The sequence below is a fragment of the Rahnella sp. RFA10(1/100) genome (assembly GCF_004195115.1).
Lineage (GTDB): Bacteria > Pseudomonadota > Gammaproteobacteria > Enterobacterales > Enterobacteriaceae > Rahnella > Rahnella perminowiae.
This window is the reverse complement of record NZ_SEWR01000002.1, coordinates 522,267-545,443: the sequence shown is the minus strand read 5'-3', so window position 1 is coordinate 545,443 and position 23,177 is coordinate 522,267. Positions and strand designations below refer to the sequence as shown.

The following is a 23,177-nucleotide window of genomic DNA, read 5'->3' as shown; positions in this document are numbered from 1 at the left end:
GAGTTACCAGAGGGGATCACCCTGGTTTTATCAGGGATTGGGTACGGTGAGACGGAAAAGCGGACCTCCGGGATTTATTTAACAACCGGCCCTGGATTGTGCCAGTATTTTGGAATGGGGTTAAAGGAAGCTTCGGAAGGAAAATACTCTCTTCTCAGTGACAATATCCTTCGGTGCATTTACTGCTTATCAGACGGGGTTTGTGCTTATCTTCTAAGTCTGGTCGCAAAATTAAGAAAATTTATTAACAATAACAAGTCAATATTTTTGAGTGACAGAGTAAATTCCATAGATCGTTATATCTCGTTGAAAATATATGTATTGCAGCACTATCAATTTGTTGACGTAATTTTCACCAAATACTGTAATTGAGCGACACGGATAAGAGTACAGATACAGCAATGCCGGAAGCCTCGGTTTGCCTGTGAAGTATGAGGACATTGAGAGGTCTCTTGGCGACAGGTTGCTGTAGTGTTGAGTAAAATCCAGTCTGACACACCTAGGTAGCCATAACATAATCACATTCATTATGTTAACGCTTGTTAAGTTAACATTTTTAACTACCATTACCTATCAACTTACGGTACGTGTTTTAAGCAGGTTAGAGTGTCCACAAATAAATTACTCGCTAAATATATGGTTGTTGGGCTTTTCAATACAGGGTTAACAGGTATCGTTATATTTTCCCTGATGTATGCCAATGTGAACATTTATTTGGCCAATGCTATTGGCTACGTAGTTGGTATAATATTCAGTTTTATCCTAAATACGCTCTTTACATTTAATTCGACCCCAAACTTCAGCAGATTGATAAAATTTCTGGTGACTTGCGGAATTGCTTATCTTGTTAACCTTGTTCCAATTAAATGCATATTATTCTTCTTCCCGGATTACACTTTTTTCTCGCAAATCATAGGGATGATTTTTTATACCATAACAGGCTTCCTACTTAATAGATTTTGGGTGATGAAATGAACGATTTTGATATACCGCAGGAATGCGATAATACCCCTCCTAGAATGGAAATTGTGGTTCCATGCTATAATGAAAAAGAAGCATTCCCACACTGCCTAAAAGTATTAGGCGAGGTATTATGCAATTTAATTTCAACGCAAAAAATCGGCGCAGGCAGCAAGATAATTTTTGTTGATGACGGTAGCAAAGACGACACATGGGATCAGATTAAAGAAGCGTGCCAGAAAAACACTTTTGTCTCTGGGATTAAACTTTCTAAAAACCGAGGCCATCAGAATGCACTGATAGCAGGCTTAGCGAATACAACTGCAGATGTTGTGGTAAGTATAGACGCCGATCTTCAGGATGATGTTCGGTGCATAGAAACGATGGTTGAAAAATATCAAGAAGGTAATGATATTGTCTATGGTGTGAGGGATGATCGCTCCACCGACAGTGCATTCAAGAGAATAAGTGCCAATCTGTTCTACTCACTGATGGAAAAGATGGGAGTAAATCAGGTTTCTAATCACGCTGATTACAGACTGATGAGTCGAAAGGCTGTCGATTGTTTGCTTACGTTTAAAGAACAGAATATGTATATTCGCGGAATTGTTCCATTATTAGGATTTAATTCAGCAAGGGTTTATTATTCGAGAGATGACCGGGTAGCCGGAGAATCCAAATATCCATTAAAGAAGATGCTTTCATTAGCTGTAGAAGGCATTACATCGCTGACTATAACCCCACTCAGGATGATATCTGCACTGGGCTTTATTACCTGTCTTATTTCAATAATAACAGCAGCTTATGCGATTTTTGAAAAAATCACAGGTAGCACTGTTGAGGGCTGGACCTCAGTAATGATTTCAATCATTTTCCTGGGGGGTGTGCAACTGCTCTGCCTGGGTGTGATTGGTGAGTATGTTGGAAAGATTTACATCGAAACTAAAGGGAGGCCTCGTTTTTTTGTTGAGGAAAAGCGTGGTGATGACAATGAATTTAAGTAAAAAATTCAGGGGTACTATATTTTTTACAGTGGTACTTTTATTTGTGACTTACCTTACAATGCATTATGTAGGGAAAGAACATAATATATATTATTGGGATTCCAATGGGTACTGGAGATTGTGGCAACAATTCAGTTTGGGTTTTTCTATTGATCCTGTTGGGACACTGTCGAGACTTGCTTCGTCGATAAAAAATGATGATTATAATCTCCTCCCCGTTGCTTTCACCTCCCTGTTTTACGCTTTTGGTGGAGAGGGTAGGCTCACCTATATATTATCGCTGTCCATTGTTTATTTGCTCCCCGTATCACTTCTGTTTTCAGTCCTATTAAAACAATTTTCTGAGAAGCAGTCTGTCTGCTGGACAATTATTTCTCTGGTCCTGCCTGCAACTTTTGTGGCTTTTTGGGCTCCTACGCTCAGAGGTTATCCTGATATTTGCGGTCTCATCTTTGTTATATCAGCGATTATCTATACATGTAAAACAGATCTGTCTGGTAAACTGAATATCAAAAGAGCGATCATCCTTGGTGCTATTTTATGGTCGCCATTTTTACTCAGAAGATGGTATGCCTATACTGTCATTTCAATGTATCTCTCTTTACCTGTGCTGAATTATTTTATTTATAACGTAGAAGGACATAGTTTCAAAAAAATCTTTAGGATTTGCACCTTCTTTTTTATATCTGGAATTGTATCAATATTATTATCGATAGCATTGCAGTGGAACTTGCTTGTCAGAGTGGCAACAACTGATTACTCGTTTATCTATTCTGCTTATCAGTCCAGTGTCGCATCATCTCTTTATAACGTTTTGCATGATATTGGGTTGTACATATTTCCATTTTTTATAATATCAGTAGTCATATCAATTTTTACTAAGAAAACGAAAGAGAAATATTTAGTCATTTTTTCTTTATTTAATTTAGTTTTTAGTTTTTTCATCTTTACAAAAACTCAATCACCGGGTTTGCATCACTGCCTGCCTTTTGCATTATGGGTACTTATCGCTTCAGCCATTTCAATAAAATGGTTCCTTTTCAAACTGAACTCTACCGTCTCTAAAGCCATTGTTGTCTCATTAACAATAATCATCTGTCTTATCATTAATAAGCAGTCCTTATTTAATACAAACATCAATGACTTCTCAAAATATTTGCCTACTAAATATACACCAATGCGTGTTGATAACTATGGCAACTATGTCAGGTTATCTTCTGATATTCAGAGCATGCTACATAGTACTGAAAAACTGACTGTTTTATCATCCAGTGATGTTCTTAACGATAATATGCTCGACACACTTTCAAATCTGAAATTGAGTAAGTATTTGACTGGAATGTCCCAGGTTGATCTCAGAGACGGGCTGAGCATTCCGGCACTAATGTCCAGGTTCATCATCGTTGTTGATCCCGTACAAACACATTTAACGCCATCAGGCCAGCAAGTTATTACAATTCCTGCAAAAGAGTTGCTAAATAATGAGGGGATAGGAAAAGCTTTTAAAAGGGTTGGAAATGGCTATCCACTCGAAAAGGGGGCTACCGCCTATGTTTATGAAAGAACGAGGCCGTTTACCTATGATGAAATGATGGATTTCATCTCAAAATATTATGTCAGCTACCCGCAATGGAAAGGGATTTACGACACCAGTCTGTTCATTCCTTATTCAACGGGATCGATTTCTTTAGGTGATGTGTGGGGAAAATTAGACATTGAAGATGATGGAACTCTCTATGGACATCCGGGTGAAAGCCGTCCGACCACAATAACCTGGACGTTAAATGGCATTAATGAACTCCTCATTTCATCAGTCCGGAATACGTGTTCAACAGCTGATGGTGTGGATGTCACCATTTCCGACATGTCTGGAAGACATATATCAAGCCATATCGAGAACAACGGTTCTTCATCTCTTGATGTAAGGAAATTTAATAAGATGCTTACGACCCTAACGATAGATAAACATGGTAACCCTTCATGTGACTCTATTATGATCGTTAAAAAATAAACATACTGAGCCTTTGCTAAAACAGCAAAGGCTTTTTTCAACGAAAATCACGCTGATGTTAAAATTTTCCGCATTCCCCTCCCCCCTATATTTATGAGCAATCATAATCCTGCCACCTGTAAATATAATTCTGAACGGGATAATGTGCTCGTCTTAATATATATGCTGTTACTATCCAGAATAATTTCACCATTTATGGCCGGATCCTTACTAAGCAAATATTTTGAGACAGGTTTTTCCCTGTGGAAAAAATGTATCACAAGCTTATTACCATGTTAAAAATTTGTTTACTTACCATTCAATACCTTAAAATTCACAGAGTTCATTTGTCACCGGGAGCCATGATAATGTTATGTAAACAGACAAGCCATTTTTCTCCGAGCATTGTTGGCAAACCGGACTCAGCAGACTCTATCTGATAGAATACTGAGTGGCGATACGCCTGGTTGACGCACTGGTTTGGACAGTAAAATACATACGAATTTAGGCACAATAAAATTATGTCAGATAAGCCGCAAAAAACGTTCTACTTCCACGATTATGAAACCTTTGGTAAAAACCCGGCGCTGGATCGTCCGGCGCAGTTTGCCGGGGTAAGAACTGACGAAGATTTCAATATCATCGAAGAACCGTTGGTGATTTATTGCCGCCCTTCTGATGATTATCTGCCTGAACCTGAAGCAGTGATGATTACCGGCATCACGCCACAAATTGCCCTGGAGCGCGGTGTGATTGAAGCCGAGTTTACCGCGCAAATTCACCAGGCATTCAGCGTGCCGGGCACCTGCATTGTTGGTTATAACAATATCCGTTTTGACGATGAAGTCAGCCGGAATATCCTTTATCGTAACTTTTACGACCCGTATGCCTACAGCTGGCAAAACGGCAATTCCCGCTGGGATTTACTGGATGTAATGCGCGCCTGTTATGCGCTGCGTCCGGAAGGTATCAACTGGCCGGAAAATGATGATGGCTTCCCGAGTTTCCGTCTTGAACATCTGACCAAAGCCAATGGTATTGAACATGAAAATGCCCATGATGCGATGGCCGACGTTTACGCGACTATCGCCATGGCGAAACTGGTGAAGCAGGCGCAGCCGCGTTTGTTTAACTTTCTGCTCGAGCATCGCAGCAAACATAAACTTAATACCCTGATTGATATTCCTGCCATGGCCCCGCTGGTGCATGTTTCCGGTATGTTCGGCGCTGCACGGGGTAATACCGCATGGGTAGCACCACTGGCGTGGCATCCTGAGAATAAGAATGCGGTGATCATGTGTGACCTCGCCGGTGATATGTCGACGTTGTTAGATCTCAGTCCTGATGAAATGCGTGAGCGCCTGTACAGCCGCCGCGATGCTTTGCAGGCCGGACAATCTCCGCTGCCGATCAAACTGGTGCATATCAATAAATGTCCGGTGCTGGCTCCGGCCAAGACATTGTTACCGGAAAATGCCGAACGCCTGGGGATCGACCGTCAGCGCTGCCTGGAAAATCTGCAATTGCTACGTCAAAATCCGCAGGTGCGCGAGAAAGTGGTCGCGATGTTTGCTGAAGCTGAACCCTTTACCCCGTCCGATGACGTGGACGCCCGCCTTTATGACGGTTTCTTCAGCGATGCCGATCGCGCGGCCATGCGCATCATTCTGGAAACCCGTCCGGAGAACCTTCCCGCGCTGGATCTGACTTTTAACGACGCGCGCATTGAGCCGCTGTTGTTCCGTTTCCGTGCACGCAACTACCCCGCCACGCTTACCGATGCCGAGCAAAAGCGCTGGATGTTGCACCGGCAGGAGAAACTGACGGACGAACGTGTGCAGGCGTACATTTTAGAGCTTGAATCGCTCTATAACTTGCATGAGGGGGATGCTGAGAAGATAGCGCTTCTCAAGGCGCTGTTTGAATATGGGAAGAAACTGGTGGGTTAATTTTTGGGGATTCCCCAACGACCCCTTCTGGAATAGTGAAAATTTCGGTTTCTCAAAATCAGTGAGTTACCGACGTTAAAAACTGACCGAGTAAATTTCGGTTTCTCACGTACAATGATCACTTAACTCGTTGCGCCGAAACCGCCCAAAGGAGGGGAGTGCTTCCCCTCCTTTGGATTCCTCCGCGCTTTTTTACTGCGCGCTATCGCAAGTACGACGGACATGTTCTGTCACTTAAGCGAGTGGCGCAAAATGTCATCGCTGCGCGATTCCCGAATTTCAGGTTTCGAGCCATAGGTCTCGAACCGTTCATTCGGTGCCATTTTTGAGCACGCCAATCCACTTTTCTAAAAGATAAACATCAGTTTGATGTTGAATTTAAGATCGTGCGGGCGATTCAGAAATCTTGCTGAACGGAGCGGCTTCGAGACCTATGGCTCGAAGACCGAGAGAAGGTACCGCACAGCGGCAAGATTTCCAGCCTGTCGCAATAGCACCTGAAACATTGTAACAAGCGAAGCGCGCAGTGAAAAAAGCGAGGAGAGTCGAGAGAGGAAAAGCACTTTCCTCTCTCGTCGGTTTCGGCACGAAAAGCCGTATGATAACTGTTGTTGAAAAACCGAAACTTTCACTAAGCTACTTTAAAAGCCTCTTTTGCAGAGGCTTGCTGCAAATTAGAGCCGCCATTGCAGCGGCCATCTGCAAAGAAAGTTTCCTGCCCTTTTCAAAGGGCAAAAATCACGCTTCCGGTGCTATTTCCCCGCTCATCTGCGGCGGCTGCTTGCGAAACGCTTTGGTGATAAACGCCAGATACCCCAGACCAATCGCTCCCCAGACTAAGCCCAGTGTCATCGAGCTCGATTCCAGATTCAGCCACAACGCACCGACGGTCAGTGCACCAATCACCGGCAGGATCAGGTAATTGACGTGATCTTTGAATGTACGGTTACGTTTTTCACGAATGTAGAATTGTGAAATCACCGACAGGTTCACGAAGGTGAACGCCACCAGCGCGCCGAAGTTGATCAGCGCCGTCGCCGTAACCAGATCAAAGGTCACCGCAGACATCGCCACAACGCCAACCAGCAAGACGTTGAATGTCGGGGTGCGCCATTTCGGATGCACATAACCGAACAGTTTTTCCGGGAATACACCATCGCGACCCATCACATATAACAGTCGGGAAACCCCGGCGTGGGCAGCCATGCCAGATGCCAGAACGGTTACACAGCTGAAACACAGAATGACGGACTGGAAGAACTTGCCTGCCACATACAGCATGATTTCAGGCTGAGACGCGTCCGGATCTTTAAAGCGCGAGATGTCCGGGAAGTACAGTTGCAGGAAGTAAGACACCACCACGAAGATGATGCCCCCGATCAGCGCGGTCAGGAAAATCGCTTTCGGGATCACTTTGCCCGCGTTCGGGGTTTCTTCAGACAACGAACTGATGCCGTCAAAGCCCAGGAACGAGAAGCACAGGATAGTCGCTCCGGTAATCATTGGCACCACATGCGCATTCTCACTGAAGAATGGCTTAGTCGTTGCCAGTGTGCCCATGCCCTCGCCCATGTAGACGCCACGAACTAACAGGCCCAGGAAGACCACCATGATCGCCACCTGCACGACAACAATGATGCTGTTGAGGTTTGCGACGATTTTGATGCCACGCAGGTTGAACGCGGTCATCATGCCGACCAGGGCTACGACAAAGATCCACGACGGCACGCCCGGGAAGATGGCTTCCAGGTAGATTTTCGCCAGCAGAATGTTGATCATCGGCATGAACAGATAGTCCAGCAATGATGACCAGCCGACCATGAAGCCGACGTGCGGGCTGATAGCTTTTTGCGCGTAAGTGTAAGCAGAACCGGCAGACGGGAATCGCTGCACCAGCTTGCCGTAACTGACGGCGGTAAACAGGACGGCAATCAACGCGAAGATATACGCCGTCGCAACGTGGCCATCGGTCAGGCCGGAAACGATACCGAAGGTATCAAAAATGGTCATCGGCTGCAGATAGGCGAGGCCCATCATCACAACCTGAACCAATGTCAGGGTTTTACGCAGTTGTACACGCTGAGTGGCCGGAGCGGCAGTAGCATTAGCAGACATGGTTCAGCCCTCCCTGGATTGCAAACACCGGGCGCTTAAACGCCTCTGAAAGCAACGTACAGGGAAAACTTCGGGAGTTATTACCAGTAAACGGGGGAGTGATCTTCACCTCGCTGAACGCAGAGATGAAGGCTGTGCGAATGTGGCCGCAGCTGAAAGTAGCACCGGCGGGTACCGGTACAGGTTTGAAGTATTGCCCCATGTTACATTTCCTCATAGTGGCGACCGGTTTTAATTTGGGATCGCACACGAACCTTGTTATCTATCCGGATCTGGGTCCGGCCTCTGTTGAATTAGTTGGGTACTGCATATACAAAAAAAATAACCGGCGCCTTTAAGCGTCGGTTATCTGCAGTGCGGCGTATTTTGCACAAATCACGCATAAATGACAACATTCACAGGCGTTGCGTTACAAATTCTTTTCGCGTTCAAAACATTCACGCACAGATCCCCCCTGTATGGGCGTGGCAACACTTAAGGTTTAACCTTTTACACAGTGCCAGGCACGCCCCGGAATCAGGCATTTTTCAGCATCCAGTCGATTTCCGTTTCCGTTACTCTTCTCTCAAATTGCAGAAGTTCATCGGATTTACAGGTGTGATAGACCTGCGAGAAACGCTCCCCGAGGATCTTTTTCAGCGCCGGTTGTTCATCAAAATCATACAATGCATCGCTCTGGCGGATAGGCAGCGGAATACCCTCCTGTTCCAGACCGTTACCGGTAACCGGTTCAGGTAATGGCAAATCATTATCCAGTCCATACAGCATGCCTGCCAGCACCGTGGCAACCACTAAATACGGGTTAGCATCAGCACCCGCGACGCGGTATTCCACACGGTGGTCTGCTGTTCCGCTGCAAGGCACACGAAGTGCAACGGTACGGTTATTGTGTCCCCATGAGGCCTGGGTCGGCACATACATGCCCGGCTGGAAGCGGCGGAAAGCATTCACGTTCGGCGCCAGTAATGCCATGGATGCAGGCATCAGCGCAATCATTCCGGCAAGGGAGCGTTTCATCAGTTCAGAATCGTCGCCACCGTCACCGGCAAACAGGTTTTTACCGTTGTCATCGAGCACGCTGAGATGGATATGCATCCCGCTGCCCGCGTATTCGTCGTAGGGTTTCGCCATAAAAGTGGCGTCCATATCATGATTCTCTGCCACCAGACGCACCAGACGTTTGAGCATCAGGGCGTGATCACAGGCGCGCAGAATATTTTCGCTGTGGTGCAAATTGATTTCGAATTGTCCCGGTGAGGACTCTGCTACCGCCCCGTCCGCCGGTAAACCCTGAATGTGAGCCAGGCGATCAATGTCACTGAGCACATCGGCAAAGTGATCAAGATTATCTACGGAGTAAACCTGAGTATGCATACTGCGTTCCTGCGTCCCCGGCGTACAAGGTGGCTGAATATAGCCTTCGGCATCGCGCTGCCTGTCGAGCAGATAGAACTCCAGCTCTACCGCTACCACCGGAAACAGACCCCGCTGGCGCAATGTTTGCCAGATATGATTAAGCACATTGCGTGGTTCAACGTTAAAGGGAGTGCCATCTTCGTCAAGCATGGTCAGAAGCAGCTGACCGGTATGTTCAGGATCGGAGGCGGAGGGCGTTAAGGTACCGGGAACCGGCACACAGACATGGTCGGGTTCGCCCAGTTCCTGGCCTAATCCGGCTTCTTCCACGACATTACCGAGAATGTCCATGGCGAAGACCGATGCCGGGAAGTAACAACCTTTTTCGAGTTTTCGAAGTGCTGAGACGGGAATGCGTTTGCCGCGGAAGGAGCCATTGAGATCGGTGAGCAGGACGTCGACGTGAAGAGTTTGTGGATGACGCTCCAGGTATTCAGACACTTCATCCTGGAACGCGCTACTTCGCTCTTCAACGTGCTTAGCGAGGGGTTCAGTCCCGCTAATCTCTTTCTTGATTTCTTTCATCAGTTCAGTCGCTTGCATAGGTTTTCCGCCATTTGCTGGTTTCCGGCATATCAGGCCCCACCATGGTGCCAGCCGGCTATCTTTACCGGGTCATCACTGTGTTCAACGCTGTGCTCTCATGGAGTCGGGATCCTCTCAGTTATGCTCAAAAAAACGCTTTTTTTGCTCAAAATAACAGCCATATTATTAACCCTAGCCTCAACATTAATTTTTTGCAACATCTACATTCCCGTAACATATCCGTTTGAAAAGCGAGCAGAGCGCTGCTAAATTGGTCAATGAAAGGTCAATATTCTGAACAGAGACGTGCGGGGAGGCGCGTGCTGTCAGTCAATTCATCTACTCAACGAGGCGGTATTATGGGCAATATATTTTCCACGGCATCTGCGGGAAAAGAGACGCGCTACAGACCGGTCATTGGGGTAGTCATGTGCGAAAACACGGTTGATGAAAACCCTGCCCTCACTGTCCATGAAAAGTATCTGGACGCTATTTTCAACGCCGATGCCCTTCCGGTTTGTTTGCCGCATGAACTGGCGGCTCGCGAAGGCGCGATAGATCAGATTCTGCGCGGTCTGGACGGCATCTTCCTCACCGGCAGCCCCAGCAATATTGAACCTCATCAGTACGGTGAAGAAGGTGTCGAGGAGCTGGCCGATCCCGGCCGCGACCGCCTGAGTTTACAACTCATACGCGCAACGCTGGATAAGAAGATCCCGCTCTTTGCCGCCTGCCGCGGTTTGCAGGAGCTGGTGGTGGCCACCGGCGGCAGTCTGCACCGCAAAGTACAGGAGGTGCCGGGCTATATGGATCACCGCGAAGATACCAGCCTGCCACATGACAATCAGTATGATCTCGTGCATCCGGTGCATATCGAACCGGGGGGCTTACTTTCAGAATTACTACCCGATTATCAGCAATTTCAGGTGAATTCTCTCCATGGTCAGGGGGCTAACCGTCTGGGTGAAGCACTGACCGTGGAAGCGCGCGCACCGGACAATCTGGTGGAAGCCGTGAGTGTCCGCAATCATCCGTTTGCCCTTGGTGTGCAATGGCATCCGGAATGGCACAGTCTGACTGACCCGGTGTCGCGTCAGCTGTTTAACGCTTTTATCGCTGCCTGTCGCAAGGGCCATCAGGCCCGGAGCGTACGAGAGGAATAAACGGATGAGCGAAGTCAGTCTGGCGCCTGGTCGCCGGCTTTCTGAAATTCGCCAGCAACTCGGGATGTCACAACGCAAAGCCGCCGAGTTGTCTGGCCTGACACACAGCGCCATCAGCACCATCGAACAGGATAAAGTCAGCCCCGCCGTGAGTACGTTGCAGAAGTTATTGCGGGTTTACGGGCTGTCACTTTCGGAGTTTTTCGCCGAAGAGCATAAAAGTAACGCGCCGCAAATCGTGATTAATGCGGCGGATTTAATCGAAATCGGCAGTCGTGGCGTCTCCATGCGAATGGTGCACAACGGCACGCTAAACCACAGTGTCGCCATGCTGCTGGAGACCTATCAGCCCGGCAGCACCACGGGCGACAAAATCAAACATCAGGGCGAGGAAGTCGGCACCCTGTTAGAAGGAGAAATCATCTTAACCGTCAATGGTCAACGTTACCCGCTGCGTGCGGGACAAAGTTATGCCATTAACACGGCTGACCCTCACAGTTTCAGTAATATTTCGTCGCGGATTTGCAGGATTGTCAGCGCACATACGCCTAATACCTTCTAGTTGTCACCGGCTCAGTACGTGGCAACGGGAACCTCAGGAAGGATGTCATCATGAGTGCCCAAACAGGAAGTCCCCGCGTGGCCGGGGTGCCACATACCGACAGCTACTACGCCAGTTCCGTCAACAAACACGCGCCGTGGCCGGAACTGACAGACAATATTGAGTGCGATGTTTGTATTGTCGGTGCAGGCTATACCGGCATTTCGTCTGCTTTATATTTGTGTGAGGCCGGTTACGACGTGGTGGTGCTTGAAGCCGCGCGCGTGGGCTGGGGGGCCAGCGGGCGCAATGGCGGCCAGGTAGTCAATTCTTATAGCCGCGATATTGATGTGATCGAAGACCGCTACGGACGTCAGACCGCGGATATGCTCGGCAGTATGATGTTTGAAGGCGCGAACATTATTCGCCAGCGTATCGACCAGTATGCCATCGACTGCGATTATCGCCCCGGCTGTATTTTTGCCGCGCTGAGTACCCGTCAGTTGTCGAAGCTGCGCGAACAGCAAAAGTTATGGAACCGTTACGGCCACACTCACCTGACACTGCTGGATGAAACCGCCGTGCGTCGCGAAATCGCCACCGATCGCTACGTGGGCGGGCTGCTGGATAAAAATGGCGGTCATCTTCATCCGCTGAATCTGGTGTTGGGTGAAGCCGAAGCGGTGCGCCGTCATGGCGGACGTATATATGAGGGCTCCGCTGTCACGCGCATTGATCACGGGGAACCGGCATTAGTGCACACAGCCCGAGGTCAGGTGAAAGCCAAATATGTGATTCTGGCGGGTAATGCCTATCTCAGTCAGCAACTGGCGCCCCGCCTCACACGTCTGAGCATGCCGTGTGGCTCGCAGATCATCGCAACCGAACCCTTGTCCGATGACATGGCGCTGTCATTGTTGCCCAACAATTATTGCGTAGAAGACTGTAATTATCTGCTCGATTATTTCCGCCTTACCGCTGATAAGCGAATGCTGTATGGTGGCGGCGTGACATACGGCGGCAAAAATCCGCCCAATATCGATTCAGTGATCCTGCCCAAACTCAACCGTACTTTCCCGCAGCTTAAGGGCGTGAAGATCGATTATCGCTGGGGCGGCAATTTCCTGCTGACGTTATCACGCCTGCCGCAGTTTGGCCGGCTGGAAAATAACATTTATTACATGCAGGGTGACAGCGGGCATGGCGTTACGCTAACGCATCTGGCCGGAAAGCTCATCACCGAAATGTTGCGTGGCGATGCTGAACGCTTCGATGCGTTTGCGCGTTTGCCGCACATGCCTTTCTTCGGCGGCCGCAATTTTCAGGTCCCGTTTACCATGCTGGGCGCAGCCTATTATTCTCTGCGCGATCGCTTAGGCGTCTGATCCTTTTATCCTGTTGAAATCCTGAAAAAACCCCGCTGTTTCGCAGCGGGGAGCTCTGTTCCTCAGGCTTTGCCCGCGACCGGGAATTCACTGTCAGTCTCAACTTCGGGCAACTCATTCAGATCTGGCTCGATCCCTTGCGAAATATAATCTTTTGCTGCAACTGACTGTTCATTGCCTTGCGCATCGCGGATAAGAACATGTTTTATCGCGCCATCTTTCATCACCTCGCGGTGTACACCGGTAAATTCACTCATTGTGGTTTCCTTTTGTATGCACTGCATATAAACCTCACTCCTCTTTAAGCATAGTTTTTTATTTTTAAGTGCAACTAATAAAAATCCTAAATGACCTCAGCAACGCGATCATTTTCCTGATAAATTAAAGGCATTGTCACTGATGACGATACCGCACACCCCGCTCCATTCATGCCTTACAAGGAGAACGCTCTTGGACGCCAGCACGATTAATACTCTTTTCTTTATTGGCGCCCTGTTAGTCGCAGCGAGCATTTTGCTCAGTTCGTTCTCTTCTAAGCTTGGCATCCCTATTTTGGTCATTTTCCTGGCGATCGGCATGCTGGCGGGCGTCGACGGAATTGGCGGTATTGCCTTCGATAATTACCCCGCCGCCTATCTGATCAGTAACCTGGCGCTGGCGGTAATTTTGCTGGACGGCGGGATGCGTACGCGGGCCTCTTCCTTTCGTGTTGCCCTGTGGCCTGCCCTGTCTCTGGCGACAATCGGTGTCCTGATTACCGCCGGGTTGACCGGGCTGGCCGCCGCATGGTTGTTCAATATCAACCTGATGCAGGGTTTACTGATTGGCGCAATTATCGGTTCAACCGATGCGGCAGCCGTCTTCTCGCTGATAGGGGGTAAAGGTCTGAACGAACGTGTCAGCGCCACGCTGGAAATTGAATCCGGCAGCAACGACCCGATGGCGGTATTTCTGACCATCACCCTGATCGACATGATATCTAAAGGTGAACAGGGCCTTAGCCTGATGTTTGTTGTTGATGTGGTGCGCCAGTTTGGCCTCGGCATCGTGTTTGGTGTGGGCGGCGGCTGGCTGCTGCACAAGCTGATTAATAAGATTACGCTGGCGACCGGGCTGTATCCGCTGCTGGCATTCAGCGGGGGTTTGCTGGTGTACGCGGCAACCATGTCACTGGAAGGCAGCGGCATTCTGGCGGTGTATCTGTGCGGCCTGATGCTCGGCAATATGCCCATCCGCAACCGTCACGGTATTTTACAAACCTTTGACGGGCTGGCCTGGCTCAGCCAGATTGGTATGTTCCTGGTGCTGGGTTTGTTGCTGACGCCAAGCGATCTGTTGCCCATTGCTGTCGCAGCGCTGGCACTGTCATTGTGGATGATTCTGCTGGCACGCCCGCTGTCGGTGTTTGTCAGTCTGATCCCGTTCAAAAACTTTACCTTGCGTGAGCGCTTCTTTATTTCCTGGGTCGGGCTGCGTGGCGCAGTGCCGATCATTCTGGCAGTGTTCCCGATGATGGCCGGACTGCCTAACGCCACACTGTATTTTAATGTCGCCTTCTTTATCGTGCTGGTTTCCTTGCTGCTTCAGGGCACATCCTTAGGCTTTGCGGCCAAAAAAGCCAAAGTGCTGGTGCCGCCGCAACCAACGCCGATTTCACGCGTCGGGCTGGATATCGATGTTTATAACGACTGGGAACAATTTGTCTATCAGCTCGGTTCCGACAAATGGTGCGTCGGTGCCGCACTGCGTGATCTGCAAATGCCCCAGGCGACACGCATTGCGGCGCTGTTCCGTGGCAAAGAAATGCTGCATCCGACCGGCAGTACGCGTCTGAAGGAAGGCGATATTCTTTGTGTGATCGGCCAGGAAAAAGACTTACCGGAGCTCGGCAAGTTGTTCAGTGACAGCAATAAAGTGGTGCTTGATGACCGTTTCTTTGGTGATTTCATTTTGCAGGCTGATGCGCCGCTGGATGCGATTTCCCAGCTGTATGGTCTGAATCTGGAAGAGACGGTCGATCAGTCGCAAACCCTGGGGCATTTCGTGATCAATCTGCTCGGTGGCGAACCGGTTATCGGTGACCATATCGAATGGGACGGGCTGACGTGGACAATTGCGGAAATGGAGGGGAACCGGGTAAGTAAAGTCGGTGTCAGGATTGTAACGCAGAAGGCCTGAAAAGTAGTTTTATCGAAAGTTTCCGCCAGATAATACAAATCCCGGTCTCACACCGGGATTTGTTCAGATTAGCGGTTAATCGATCTCGCCATGCGGGTATACGTATGGCGTACACCGCGGATCGCAATACTGTAAGCCATGATATTCTCGGGCAGTGCGATCCCCATATAACCTGTATCGCCAATGTGATGCAAATCAGCCCCGGCCATTTTGCTCATCAGCGCAATTTGCCGCACCGTACTGACATCAGCGCCTTCCTGGGACGTCCCGATGGTTGTCATCGCCAGCGCCCCGTGCGCATGTGCACAGGCAATCAGCGACGTGACTTTTTCCTGACTCATCCCCGGAACAGTCCCCGGAGCAGGGATTAGAACAACATCTGCACCCTGTGACGCGGCGAGCTCCGCATTGCTGACATTGTTCAGTAAAGGCTGAGTGATGGCGATCGTTTCACTGACTAACACGCGACCTTCGCTGGCACGGATAGCATAGAGAAGCGTCTCGCGGTCCATGTTAACGACATCCGAAGCACAACAATCCAGTAATCGTTTCTTTGTCATGAGAGAGATGTCCTTATTGATTTAATAATTCACGAATTTCACTGGCAATAATTTCCGCCTGCGTACCGATGATGACCTGCAGGCCTGAATCTCCACGCTTTATCACTCCCATCGCACCCAGTTTTTTTAACGCTGGCTCCTGAATCATATCCCTGTCGACAATTTCAAGGCGCAAGCGGGTTATGCAGGCATCAACCCGTATCAGATTTTTCTTTCCGCCCAAAGCATCGAGATAGGCAGCGGCAAGCCGTGAGGAGTTAATGAAGGGACTGGCAGATTCATTCTCTTCCCCCCTGCCCGGCGTCGCAAGATTGAAACGGTGAATATCACCCGTGACCGCCGCACCCTGCTCAGGAGTAAAGGTGCCAAACACAAACCAGACCAGCGAATTAACAATATGGTGCAAGCCAACTACACGGAAAATCACATTCAGGACGCCGTAAACAAATGGCCCCACCGGCCCCGACGCAACCAGCCAGTTTCCCAGAGTGTTTACGCCGTGTTGAACCGGTGCCCACGCCCACGCCAGCACCATACCCAGCAGCAGGCAGCTCAGCCCTGTCGCAATCGGGATAAACCGTTTGCCGCCAAAGAAAGCCAGATATTCGGGTAAACGGATATTCTGATAGCGATTATATAAGACTCCCGCCAGAACCCCGGTAAGAATACCCGACAATACGCCCATGTTGAGTTCCGGGTTAGACGTTCGCCCTTTCAAAAGAACAGATTAATACCCGGTTGAATAACTCTGGTAAACCCTTCGCGGGAGTAATGTGTGGCTCAGGCATGAAATACGGCGGAGGGGCACAATGAGCAGGAAAAGAATGCGGACGTTATCTCAAAAGATAATGACATCAAAGCCTTTGTGGTGAGAACACTGCAAACCGAACAACTTTCTGATTCTCTACAACGCTTCGTAAACGGTGCCAGCAAAAGCCGTGAGGCACCGCAGACAATGAATGAATTCATCAGTGCCATAAGTAATCCGAACACCTATGTTCATCAAGCTTATGACTTACTCTTCAACGATGCTTCAACCTTCAGTAACATCCGCCAGGTTGAACAACTGATGAACCAGAATCCCTTGTTGCGGGCTACGCGTAAGTATCTGAAGCTGGTTTTCCAGGCGCTGAGTGTGAAGAACGCAAACGATAGCCTTTCAGTTTCATTCCAGCAGGGGGCACCCCATACATTTGCCAATGTAAAAGAACTGAACCACACCTTACAAAATCCCTCAAGCCTGGCACAACTTATTGGACTAAAATCTCCCGGACAAGCCTCTGAGATGCCACTGCTCCAGGAGGTCCGGCAATATTTTTCAGTACTGGCCAACGGCGGTTCACCCTCAACGGGTGCGGAGGCTAAACTAAAAGAAGAATTTGGGGAATTTATGGTGACGAGCTTTTAACGCGACTTTTTCACGACGGGAGTCTGTGCCGCACGGGGCGGCACAGAGGTTGTGTTACTGACCAGCCTGCGGGTCTTTGTCGTAGTCAGAACAAGACTGATAGCCTTTGTTCATCACATGACCGGTGTCGTTAAAGCTGACGAAATAAGTCTGGGCTTTACCATCACGCGGCGCGACCGCATAAGTCTGACATGTCCCTTTCGCATGAATCAGCGTCGCTTCCGTTGACGGTGGCCCTGCAATAGCACGAACCTGAGATTTGGTCATCCCGACTTTCACGTCGCTGACGACCGGCTCTTTCACATAACTCGCTGCACGGTCATAAGTCTGACACCCTGCCAGTACCGAAACTGCTGTAGCAACCACCAGTAACATTTTCTTGTTCATAACTTCTCCTCCTGAGTATTTTTGTCTTGTTAATCATAGAAGACGTAAGGGATTTCGCCAGCGGATATGACTTCTGTTTGTTGATTACACCCTGTTTTAAGTTTTTTCTGATAACGGCAAATGGCTGTTTTGGCGCAGCCGGATGGACATTTTTTCTCAGTACAAAAGAGGATATTCAGGGTTTTTTGATCTATACATGAAACAGATAAGCCATTGAATGCGCGACAAGGAGCCATTCCTGATGCATTTGGATCGACGCAGGTTCGTTACTTTGCTGGGTGTTATTGCCCTGATGCCGATAGCCCAAACGGGTTTCGCGACTCCCCGGGAGGTTGCCATGGATACTCTGCTGCTCGACAAACCCGACGGCGGTGTGCCGAATAACAGGTTACCGGTGCTGATTTATCATCGCGTCATTCCGCCTGATATCCCCGATAATGCCGAATATCTTGAACACCTCTTCCGTGCCAACGGCTGGCCGCCCCAGTGGCGTTATCCCGTGTATACCTTTACGCATTTTCATTCCAATACACCTGAAGTATTGGGTGTTTATGCCGGTACGGCAAAACTGCAACTGGGCGGTGAGCACGGTAATATTATTGAGGTGAATGTCGGTGATGTGTTATTGCTCCCTGCAGGTATCGGTCATAAACAAATTTCCGCCGATGAAAACTTTATGCTGGTCGGCGCGTATCCGCCGGGTATCAAAGCCGATTTATGCCACGACGAACTGCCGCAACTGGCGGCGCGCACCAAAGCGGTGAACGCCGTCCCGCTGCCCGCGACAGATCCGGTAACCGGACACAGCGAAGGCAGCATGCTGGTCTGGCATCAGAAATGACCGCACATCACGCAGCAGTCAGGGCGAAACGTGCCACGGCTTTTTCCAGCCGCTGCGATTGTTCAAGTAACTGCAGGGAAGTTGCTGCTGCATGATCCGCCAGTTTGCCGTTTTGCAGCGTCACCTGGTTAAGCACGGTGATACGCTCCGAGACCTCATGAACATTTTGCCCCTGAGATTGCGTCGCGTCTGAAATCTCATTCACTAATGTGCTGAGGCTATTGAAGATATTAATGATCTCTTCCAGATTCTGGCTCAGCACTGTGACCGATGCAGAACCCCGGCCGATTTGCTGCACGGAATCGTCAATCAGCTGATGGATACCGCGCGTCGAATGGCTGCTCTTCTGCGCCAGCACACCGATTTCTTTCGCCACCACGGCAAATCCGCGCCCGTGCTGCCCGGCATGCGCCGCTTCAATGGCCGCATTCAGCGCCAGAATGTTAGTCTGAAACGCCACACTGTCGATAATCGACACAATATTGCTCATGTCTGAAGACTGGCTGACAATTTCGTTCATCGCTGTATCCACCTGCCCCATCACTTCACCGCCGCGCATCGCCACGCCTCTTGCCTGCTCAGCACGCTGACGGGCCTGCTGCACATGGATGGCGTTTTCTTTCACACGTTCATTGAGATGGGAGATATGTTCAGTGGCAGCTCTGAGCTCTTCGTTCTGAATGGCAGCCTGCGACGACAGCTCTTCGTTACCTTTCGCCATCTGATTGATATTGAGCATGATATGCGACGAGGCATCGCGCACTTCACTGACCAGTTTTTGCAAACCACGCTGCATATTTCGCAGGCTGACGCCCAGTTCGCACATTTCAGTCACCCGCGCCGGGTCAGCCGGGACATCCCGCGATAAATCCCCGGCTGCCAGAACGCTGATATGACCAATCATCCGTTGCAGCGGACGGATAATCCACGCCGAGACGCCGCGCCAGACCAGCACCGCAATTACTGCCAGAATGACCAGTGCCGCCATAAACAGCGTTTTCGCCTGCGTCAGCGCGTTGAGTAAACGGTCACTCAGTGACACCGCAATGTGCTCATTAACTGCCAGATACGCATAATATTTCTGACTGAAATCATCCTGAAAGGCCTGGACAGGCACTTCAAAGAATACGTCGATATTGCTATTTTTTTGCAGACCATCAGCCTGTTCCCGTAAGCCATCGTAGAACATCTGATAGCTGGCTTTCAGCCCGGTGGCGGCCGTATCGGCGTTTTTCGTCATGCTTTCGAATTGTGCAAACGCTTTTTGTGACGCGGCAAGCGAACCCAGCGACTCTTCCAGCAGGCTGTTCCAGCTGCCGACCGAGCCGGTTTCTTTATCCTGCATGTAATAAATGCCGGCGCGGTTCAGCTTGTCACTGGCCATCAGCAATTCCATTCGGGCTTTATCCATTACGCCTTGCTGCTGACGCAGACTTTCGGTGGCAATAACGTTGTTACGTGCATCCCGCAGGATTTTGGTGAGCACTACGGTGGAGAAGATTTGTAAAGCAGAAAACAGCGTGATAACGCAAATGACCCCGAAAAGAATTCCCCGGGGGCGTTTGATGAAATCGAATCGAAACAACTTGTTGAATCGCATTTTACCAGTAAGTAAACGAGACGTTAAAATCATGATTATTCTGCATTATTTAGAGAAGAAGCAGGATTTTACGCGCGGAAAATGACAATAATATTTCAATGAACTGACCTGACTTCGCATAGTAACCTACATAATTAAAGCGGCAGGAAGGCGACGGGTCAGGAGATCCCGATGAACGTACATAAGTCTGTGTTTCGGGTCCCAGAACGCCGCCAGCGCACCTGCCGCCTGGCATATGACGGATATTATTTCGGGAAAATCCAGACATATTGCTCGGGTAACTTCAAATGACAATGCTGCGGATCGCGCACATCTGTACCGTAAGCACGGATCACAAAATCATCGCCAGATGTGCGGAACAGATATTCCCAGCGGTCACCCAGATACATGCTGGTCAGAAGGGGGAGCTCCAGCTGATTCTCGCCCGGCCCGTCTGCCAGCACCACGCGTTCAACACGGATCACCGCTGTCCCCTCCTGCCCTGCCTGCACTCCCTCACCCGCCAGCCCCCACAACACCCAGTCGCTGCCTTCGATACGCGCTTTACCCTCACGCACTTCGGTGATTTTGCCGTGCAGGCGATTGTTGCTGCCCATAAATTCGGCGGTAAACAGCGTTTTTGGCGAACCGTACATTTCCTGCGGCGTACCCTGCTGCTCTATTTTGCCGTTATTGAGCAAAAGAATGCGGTCTGAAATCGCCATCGCTTCGTTCTGATCATGCGTCACCATCAGTGCCGACAGCCCGAGTTTAATGATCAGTTCGCGCAGGAATACCCGCGCCTCCTCACGCAGTTTGGCATCGAGGTTCGACAACGGCTCATCAAGCAAAATCACCGGCGGGTTGTAGACCAGCGCCCGGCCAATTGCCACGCGTTGTTGTTGACCGCCGGAAAGCTGATGCGGATGACGCTTGCCCAGATGCCCGAGACCCAGCTGATTCAACACATCCTGTACGCGCCGGGTGATTTCATCCGCCGAAACCTTACGTAATTTCAGCGGATAGGCCACGTTCTCAAACACGGTTTTGTGAGGCCACAGTGCGTACGACTGAAACACTAACCCGAGGTTGCGCTCTTCGGCCGGAATTTCGCTGCGCGGTGTGCCGTCGTACACTTTGTTTTTGCCAATGACGATGGTGCCTTTCACCGGCTTTTCCAGCCCGGCGACTGCACGCAGTAATGTCGTTTTGCCACTGCCTGAAGGCCCGAGCAACGATACCACTTCACCGCGTTTGAGCTCCATGGAAACGCCCTTCAGCACCGGATTGTCACCATAAGTTAAGTGCAGGTTGTCGACCGATAATTCAATCATGTAATTTCACTCCGAAACGAAGGGCAATACCCAGACCTAATACCACCAGCAGGATGTTAATAAAGGAAAGCGCGGCAACGATATCAATAGCCCCCGCCGCCCACAGAGAAACCAGCATCGAGCCGATGGTTTCCGTACCCGGCGAAAGCAGATACACCCCGGTGGAATATTCGCGTTCGAAAATCAGGAACATCAACAGCCAGGAACCAATCAGGCCATAACGTGACAGCGGAATGGTGACATGGCGGGTGATCTGCCCGCGGGTTGCACCGGTACTGCGCGCGGCCTCTTCCAGCTCCGGCCCGACCTGCAACAGTGTTGAGGAAATCAACCGCAGCCCGTACGCCATCCACACCACGGTATAGGCCAGCCAGACGCTGAAAATGGTACTGCGCAACGATCGCAGCCAGACCACCAGGTTATCGCGCAACCATTGCGACCACGGCATGCCGGAAAGCCAGCCGGATTTGAGCGCGTTATCCAGCCACATCGGCAGGAACAGAAACACCCATAAGAATGCCAGACCGGCCAGCAGCCCCGGCACCGCACGCGGCACCAGCACGCTGTAATCGAGGAAACGGGTGATGCCGTCCGGTTTACGGTGCATTGCAATACCGATAAACAAATAACAGGCTACTGCCAGCGCGCCGCCGATGACGCCGATGGCCATCGAGTTGACGATGGCGCGCAGCAGGTTCGGCTGTTCCCAGATCGTACGGAACGTATTGAGCGACAGTTCATCCCAGAGGGAAACCCCGACGCCCCAGTTGGAGATAAACGCCCGCAGTATTACACCTATCAGCGGAACGCCGATGGTTACGGTCAGCCAGAACGCCACCACGGCACCGGCCACCCAGCGCCATTTGCCGAGCGGCAGGGCACGCGCCTGCGAGGCTTTACCTTTCACCGTGACGAACCGGTTCGCGGTACGCATCAGACGGCGCTGTAACATCACCAGCGGAATAGTGATACATATCAGCACCACCGCCACGGCGGCCATCAGATGATAAGACGGCGTACCAAGTTTATTAGTCAGCTGATAAAGATAGGTTGCCAGCACCATGTTGCCTTCCGGATCGCCCAGCACCAGCATCAGGCCAAAAACTTCCAGCCCGAGGAAGAACAGCAAAACGGTGGCGTAAAGGATCGACGGACGAACCATCGGCAGGCTGACAGCGGTCATCACCTGTAGCGGCGAGGCACCTGCGGTTCGCGCCGCTTCCTCAACATCCGACCCGACGCTGCGCAGTGCCGAGGAGATGTACAGATAGGCGTGCGGAACGTGCGTCAGTCCGGCAATCACCACGATGCTCGACATGTCGTAGATATTCCATGGCACAAACCCGAGCACCGACTGGGCCCACAGCGAGAAAAACCCGACCGGTCCGGCGGCCACCACGTAACCGAAGCCTAATACCATCGGTGACACAAAAATCGGCACCAGGATCAGCGGCTCAATCACGCGTCGGCCCGGTAAATCCGTACGCACCATCAGGAACGCCAGAATACCGCCGAGCGGGATTGCGATAACGACCAGCCCGAAAGCCAGAATAAAGCCACTTTTCAGCGCCTTGTAAAAGTCCGGATCGGTAAATATGAATCCAAAGGATTCGAGGCTCCATTCTTTTGACGGTGAAAAGAACGGCGCGGAGAGGAAACTCTGTATCACGATAAACGACAACGGAATGTAGATAACCAGCGCCGTTATCAACACCACAATGCCGCGCGGCAGGCTTTGCCACTTTCTGCGCAATGCATTCATGTTACTTCCCTTCGGTTAGAAACAAGGAGAGCGAAATCAGGCAGGGAAAAGGAAGCGCGACGGAAAAGGCCGCGCTTCGA

19 protein-coding genes are annotated in these 23,177 nt (G+C 50.1%); 10 read left to right on the top strand and 9 right to left on the bottom strand.

Features of this window, described 5'->3' with window-relative positions; all coding sequences use genetic code 11:
* Positions 1-636 precede the first annotated feature (636 nt).
* From ETV65_RS09120 to sbcB, 4 genes are all read left to right on the top strand, one after another.
* Positions 637-975, top strand: coding sequence for a GtrA family protein (locus ETV65_RS09120; protein ID WP_129952788.1), 339 nt, complete (start codon positions 637-639; stop codon positions 973-975).
* Positions 972-1,964 (top strand): glycosyltransferase family 2 protein, encoded by a 993-nt coding sequence (locus ETV65_RS09115; protein ID WP_129952557.1) that lies wholly within the window; start codon positions 972-974, stop codon positions 1,962-1,964. Before ETV65_RS09120 ends, ETV65_RS09115 begins: the two co-directional genes overlap by 4 nt.
* Positions 1,945-3,975: a hypothetical protein gene (locus ETV65_RS09110; protein WP_129952556.1), complete on the top strand. Its 2,031-nt coding sequence runs from the start codon at positions 1,945-1,947 to the stop codon at positions 3,973-3,975. The genes ETV65_RS09115 and ETV65_RS09110 overlap by 20 nt, the downstream gene beginning before the upstream one ends.
* Positions 3,976-4,475: 500 nt before the next feature.
* Positions 4,476-5,903: an exodeoxyribonuclease I gene (sbcB, locus tag ETV65_RS09105; RefSeq protein ID WP_129952555.1), complete on the top strand. Its 1,428-nt coding sequence runs from the start codon at positions 4,476-4,478 to the stop codon at positions 5,901-5,903.
* 738 nt (positions 5,904-6,641) lie between these two features.
* On the opposite strand, the gene ETV65_RS09100 is transcribed toward sbcB, so the two are convergent.
* Both ETV65_RS09100 and ETV65_RS09090 read right to left on the bottom strand, forming a co-directional pair.
* Positions 6,642-8,018: an APC family permease gene (locus ETV65_RS09100; protein ID WP_129952554.1), complete on the bottom strand. Its 1,377-nt coding sequence runs from the start codon at positions 8,016-8,018 to the stop codon at positions 6,642-6,644.
* Positions 8,019-8,534: 516 nt separating this feature from the next.
* Positions 8,535-9,959 (bottom strand): glutamine synthetase family protein, encoded by a 1,425-nt coding sequence (locus ETV65_RS09090; protein ID WP_129952787.1) that lies wholly within the window; start codon positions 9,957-9,959, stop codon positions 8,535-8,537.
* 359 nt (positions 9,960-10,318) lie between these two features.
* Here ETV65_RS09090 and puuD point away from each other — a divergent pair, with 359 nt between their 5' ends.
* The 3 genes from puuD to ETV65_RS09075 are packed head-to-tail and all read left to right on the top strand — an operon-like array spanning position 10,319 to position 13,048.
* On the top strand, positions 10,319-11,122 hold the full coding sequence (gene puuD, locus ETV65_RS09085) for a gamma-glutamyl-gamma-aminobutyrate hydrolase (protein ID WP_129952552.1): 804 nt from the start codon (positions 10,319-10,321) through the stop codon (positions 11,120-11,122).
* A 4-nt stretch (positions 11,123-11,126) separates the two neighbouring features.
* A complete protein-coding gene (gene puuR, locus ETV65_RS09080) occupies positions 11,127-11,684 on the top strand; it encodes an HTH-type transcriptional regulator PuuR (protein WP_129952551.1) in 558 nt (185 codons plus the stop codon).
* Between the two features lie 50 nt (positions 11,685-11,734).
* The gene (locus tag ETV65_RS09075) at positions 11,735-13,048 is read left to right on the top strand and encodes an FAD-binding oxidoreductase (protein WP_129952550.1); all 1,314 of its coding nucleotides are present in this window, start codon (positions 11,735-11,737) and stop codon (positions 13,046-13,048) included.
* 62 nt (positions 13,049-13,110) lie between these two features.
* On the opposite strand, the gene ETV65_RS09070 is transcribed toward ETV65_RS09075, so the two are convergent.
* A complete protein-coding gene (locus ETV65_RS09070; RefSeq protein WP_165383713.1) occupies positions 13,111-13,305 on the bottom strand; it encodes a hypothetical protein in 195 nt (64 codons plus the stop codon).
* 193 nt (positions 13,306-13,498) lie between these two features.
* Between ETV65_RS09070 and ETV65_RS09065 the strand changes: the two genes are divergently transcribed.
* A complete protein-coding gene (locus ETV65_RS09065; RefSeq protein ID WP_129952548.1) occupies positions 13,499-15,226 on the top strand; it encodes a potassium/proton antiporter in 1,728 nt (575 codons plus the stop codon).
* Positions 15,227-15,294: 68 nt separating this feature from the next.
* On the opposite strand, the gene ETV65_RS09060 is transcribed toward ETV65_RS09065, so the two are convergent.
* On the bottom strand, positions 15,295-15,786 hold the full coding sequence (locus tag ETV65_RS09060) for a hypothetical protein (protein WP_129952547.1): 492 nt from the start codon (positions 15,784-15,786) through the stop codon (positions 15,295-15,297).
* 13 nt (positions 15,787-15,799) lie between these two features.
* Positions 15,800-16,471 (bottom strand): PTS transporter subunit EIIC, encoded by a 672-nt coding sequence (locus tag ETV65_RS09055; protein ID WP_129952546.1) that lies wholly within the window; start codon positions 16,469-16,471, stop codon positions 15,800-15,802.
* A gap of 270 nt (positions 16,472-16,741) precedes the next feature.
* Between ETV65_RS09055 and ETV65_RS09050 the strand changes: the two genes are divergently transcribed.
* Positions 16,742-17,194: a hypothetical protein gene (locus ETV65_RS09050; protein ID WP_129952545.1), complete on the top strand. Its 453-nt coding sequence runs from the start codon at positions 16,742-16,744 to the stop codon at positions 17,192-17,194.
* A gap of 54 nt (positions 17,195-17,248) precedes the next feature.
* Here the strand turns inward: ETV65_RS09050 and osmE are convergent, their stop codons facing one another.
* Entirely contained in the window at positions 17,249-17,581 is a 333-nt protein-coding gene (gene osmE, locus ETV65_RS09045; protein ID WP_129952544.1) for an osmotically-inducible lipoprotein OsmE, read from the bottom strand.
* Between the two features lie 241 nt (positions 17,582-17,822).
* On the opposite strand from osmE, the gene ETV65_RS09040 reads away from it, so the two are divergent.
* On the top strand, positions 17,823-18,422 hold the full coding sequence (locus tag ETV65_RS09040; RefSeq protein ID WP_129952543.1) for a cupin: 600 nt from the start codon (positions 17,823-17,825) through the stop codon (positions 18,420-18,422).
* A 7-nt stretch (positions 18,423-18,429) separates the two neighbouring features.
* Here ETV65_RS09040 and ETV65_RS09035 read toward each other — a convergent pair whose 3' ends face one another.
* From ETV65_RS09035 to ETV65_RS09025, 3 genes are all read right to left on the bottom strand, one after another.
* Positions 18,430-20,055, bottom strand: a complete 1,626-nt coding sequence (locus ETV65_RS09035) for a methyl-accepting chemotaxis protein (RefSeq protein ID WP_129952542.1) — start codon at positions 20,053-20,055, stop codon at positions 18,430-18,432.
* A 212-nt stretch (positions 20,056-20,267) separates the two neighbouring features.
* On the bottom strand, positions 20,268-21,335 hold the full coding sequence (locus ETV65_RS09030) for an ABC transporter ATP-binding protein (RefSeq protein ID WP_129952541.1): 1,068 nt from the start codon (positions 21,333-21,335) through the stop codon (positions 20,268-20,270).
* Entirely contained in the window at positions 21,328-23,097 is a 1,770-nt protein-coding gene (locus tag ETV65_RS09025; RefSeq protein ID WP_129952540.1) for an iron ABC transporter permease, read from the bottom strand. The genes ETV65_RS09030 and ETV65_RS09025 overlap by 8 nt, the downstream gene beginning before the upstream one ends.
* Positions 23,098-23,177 lie beyond the last annotated feature (80 nt).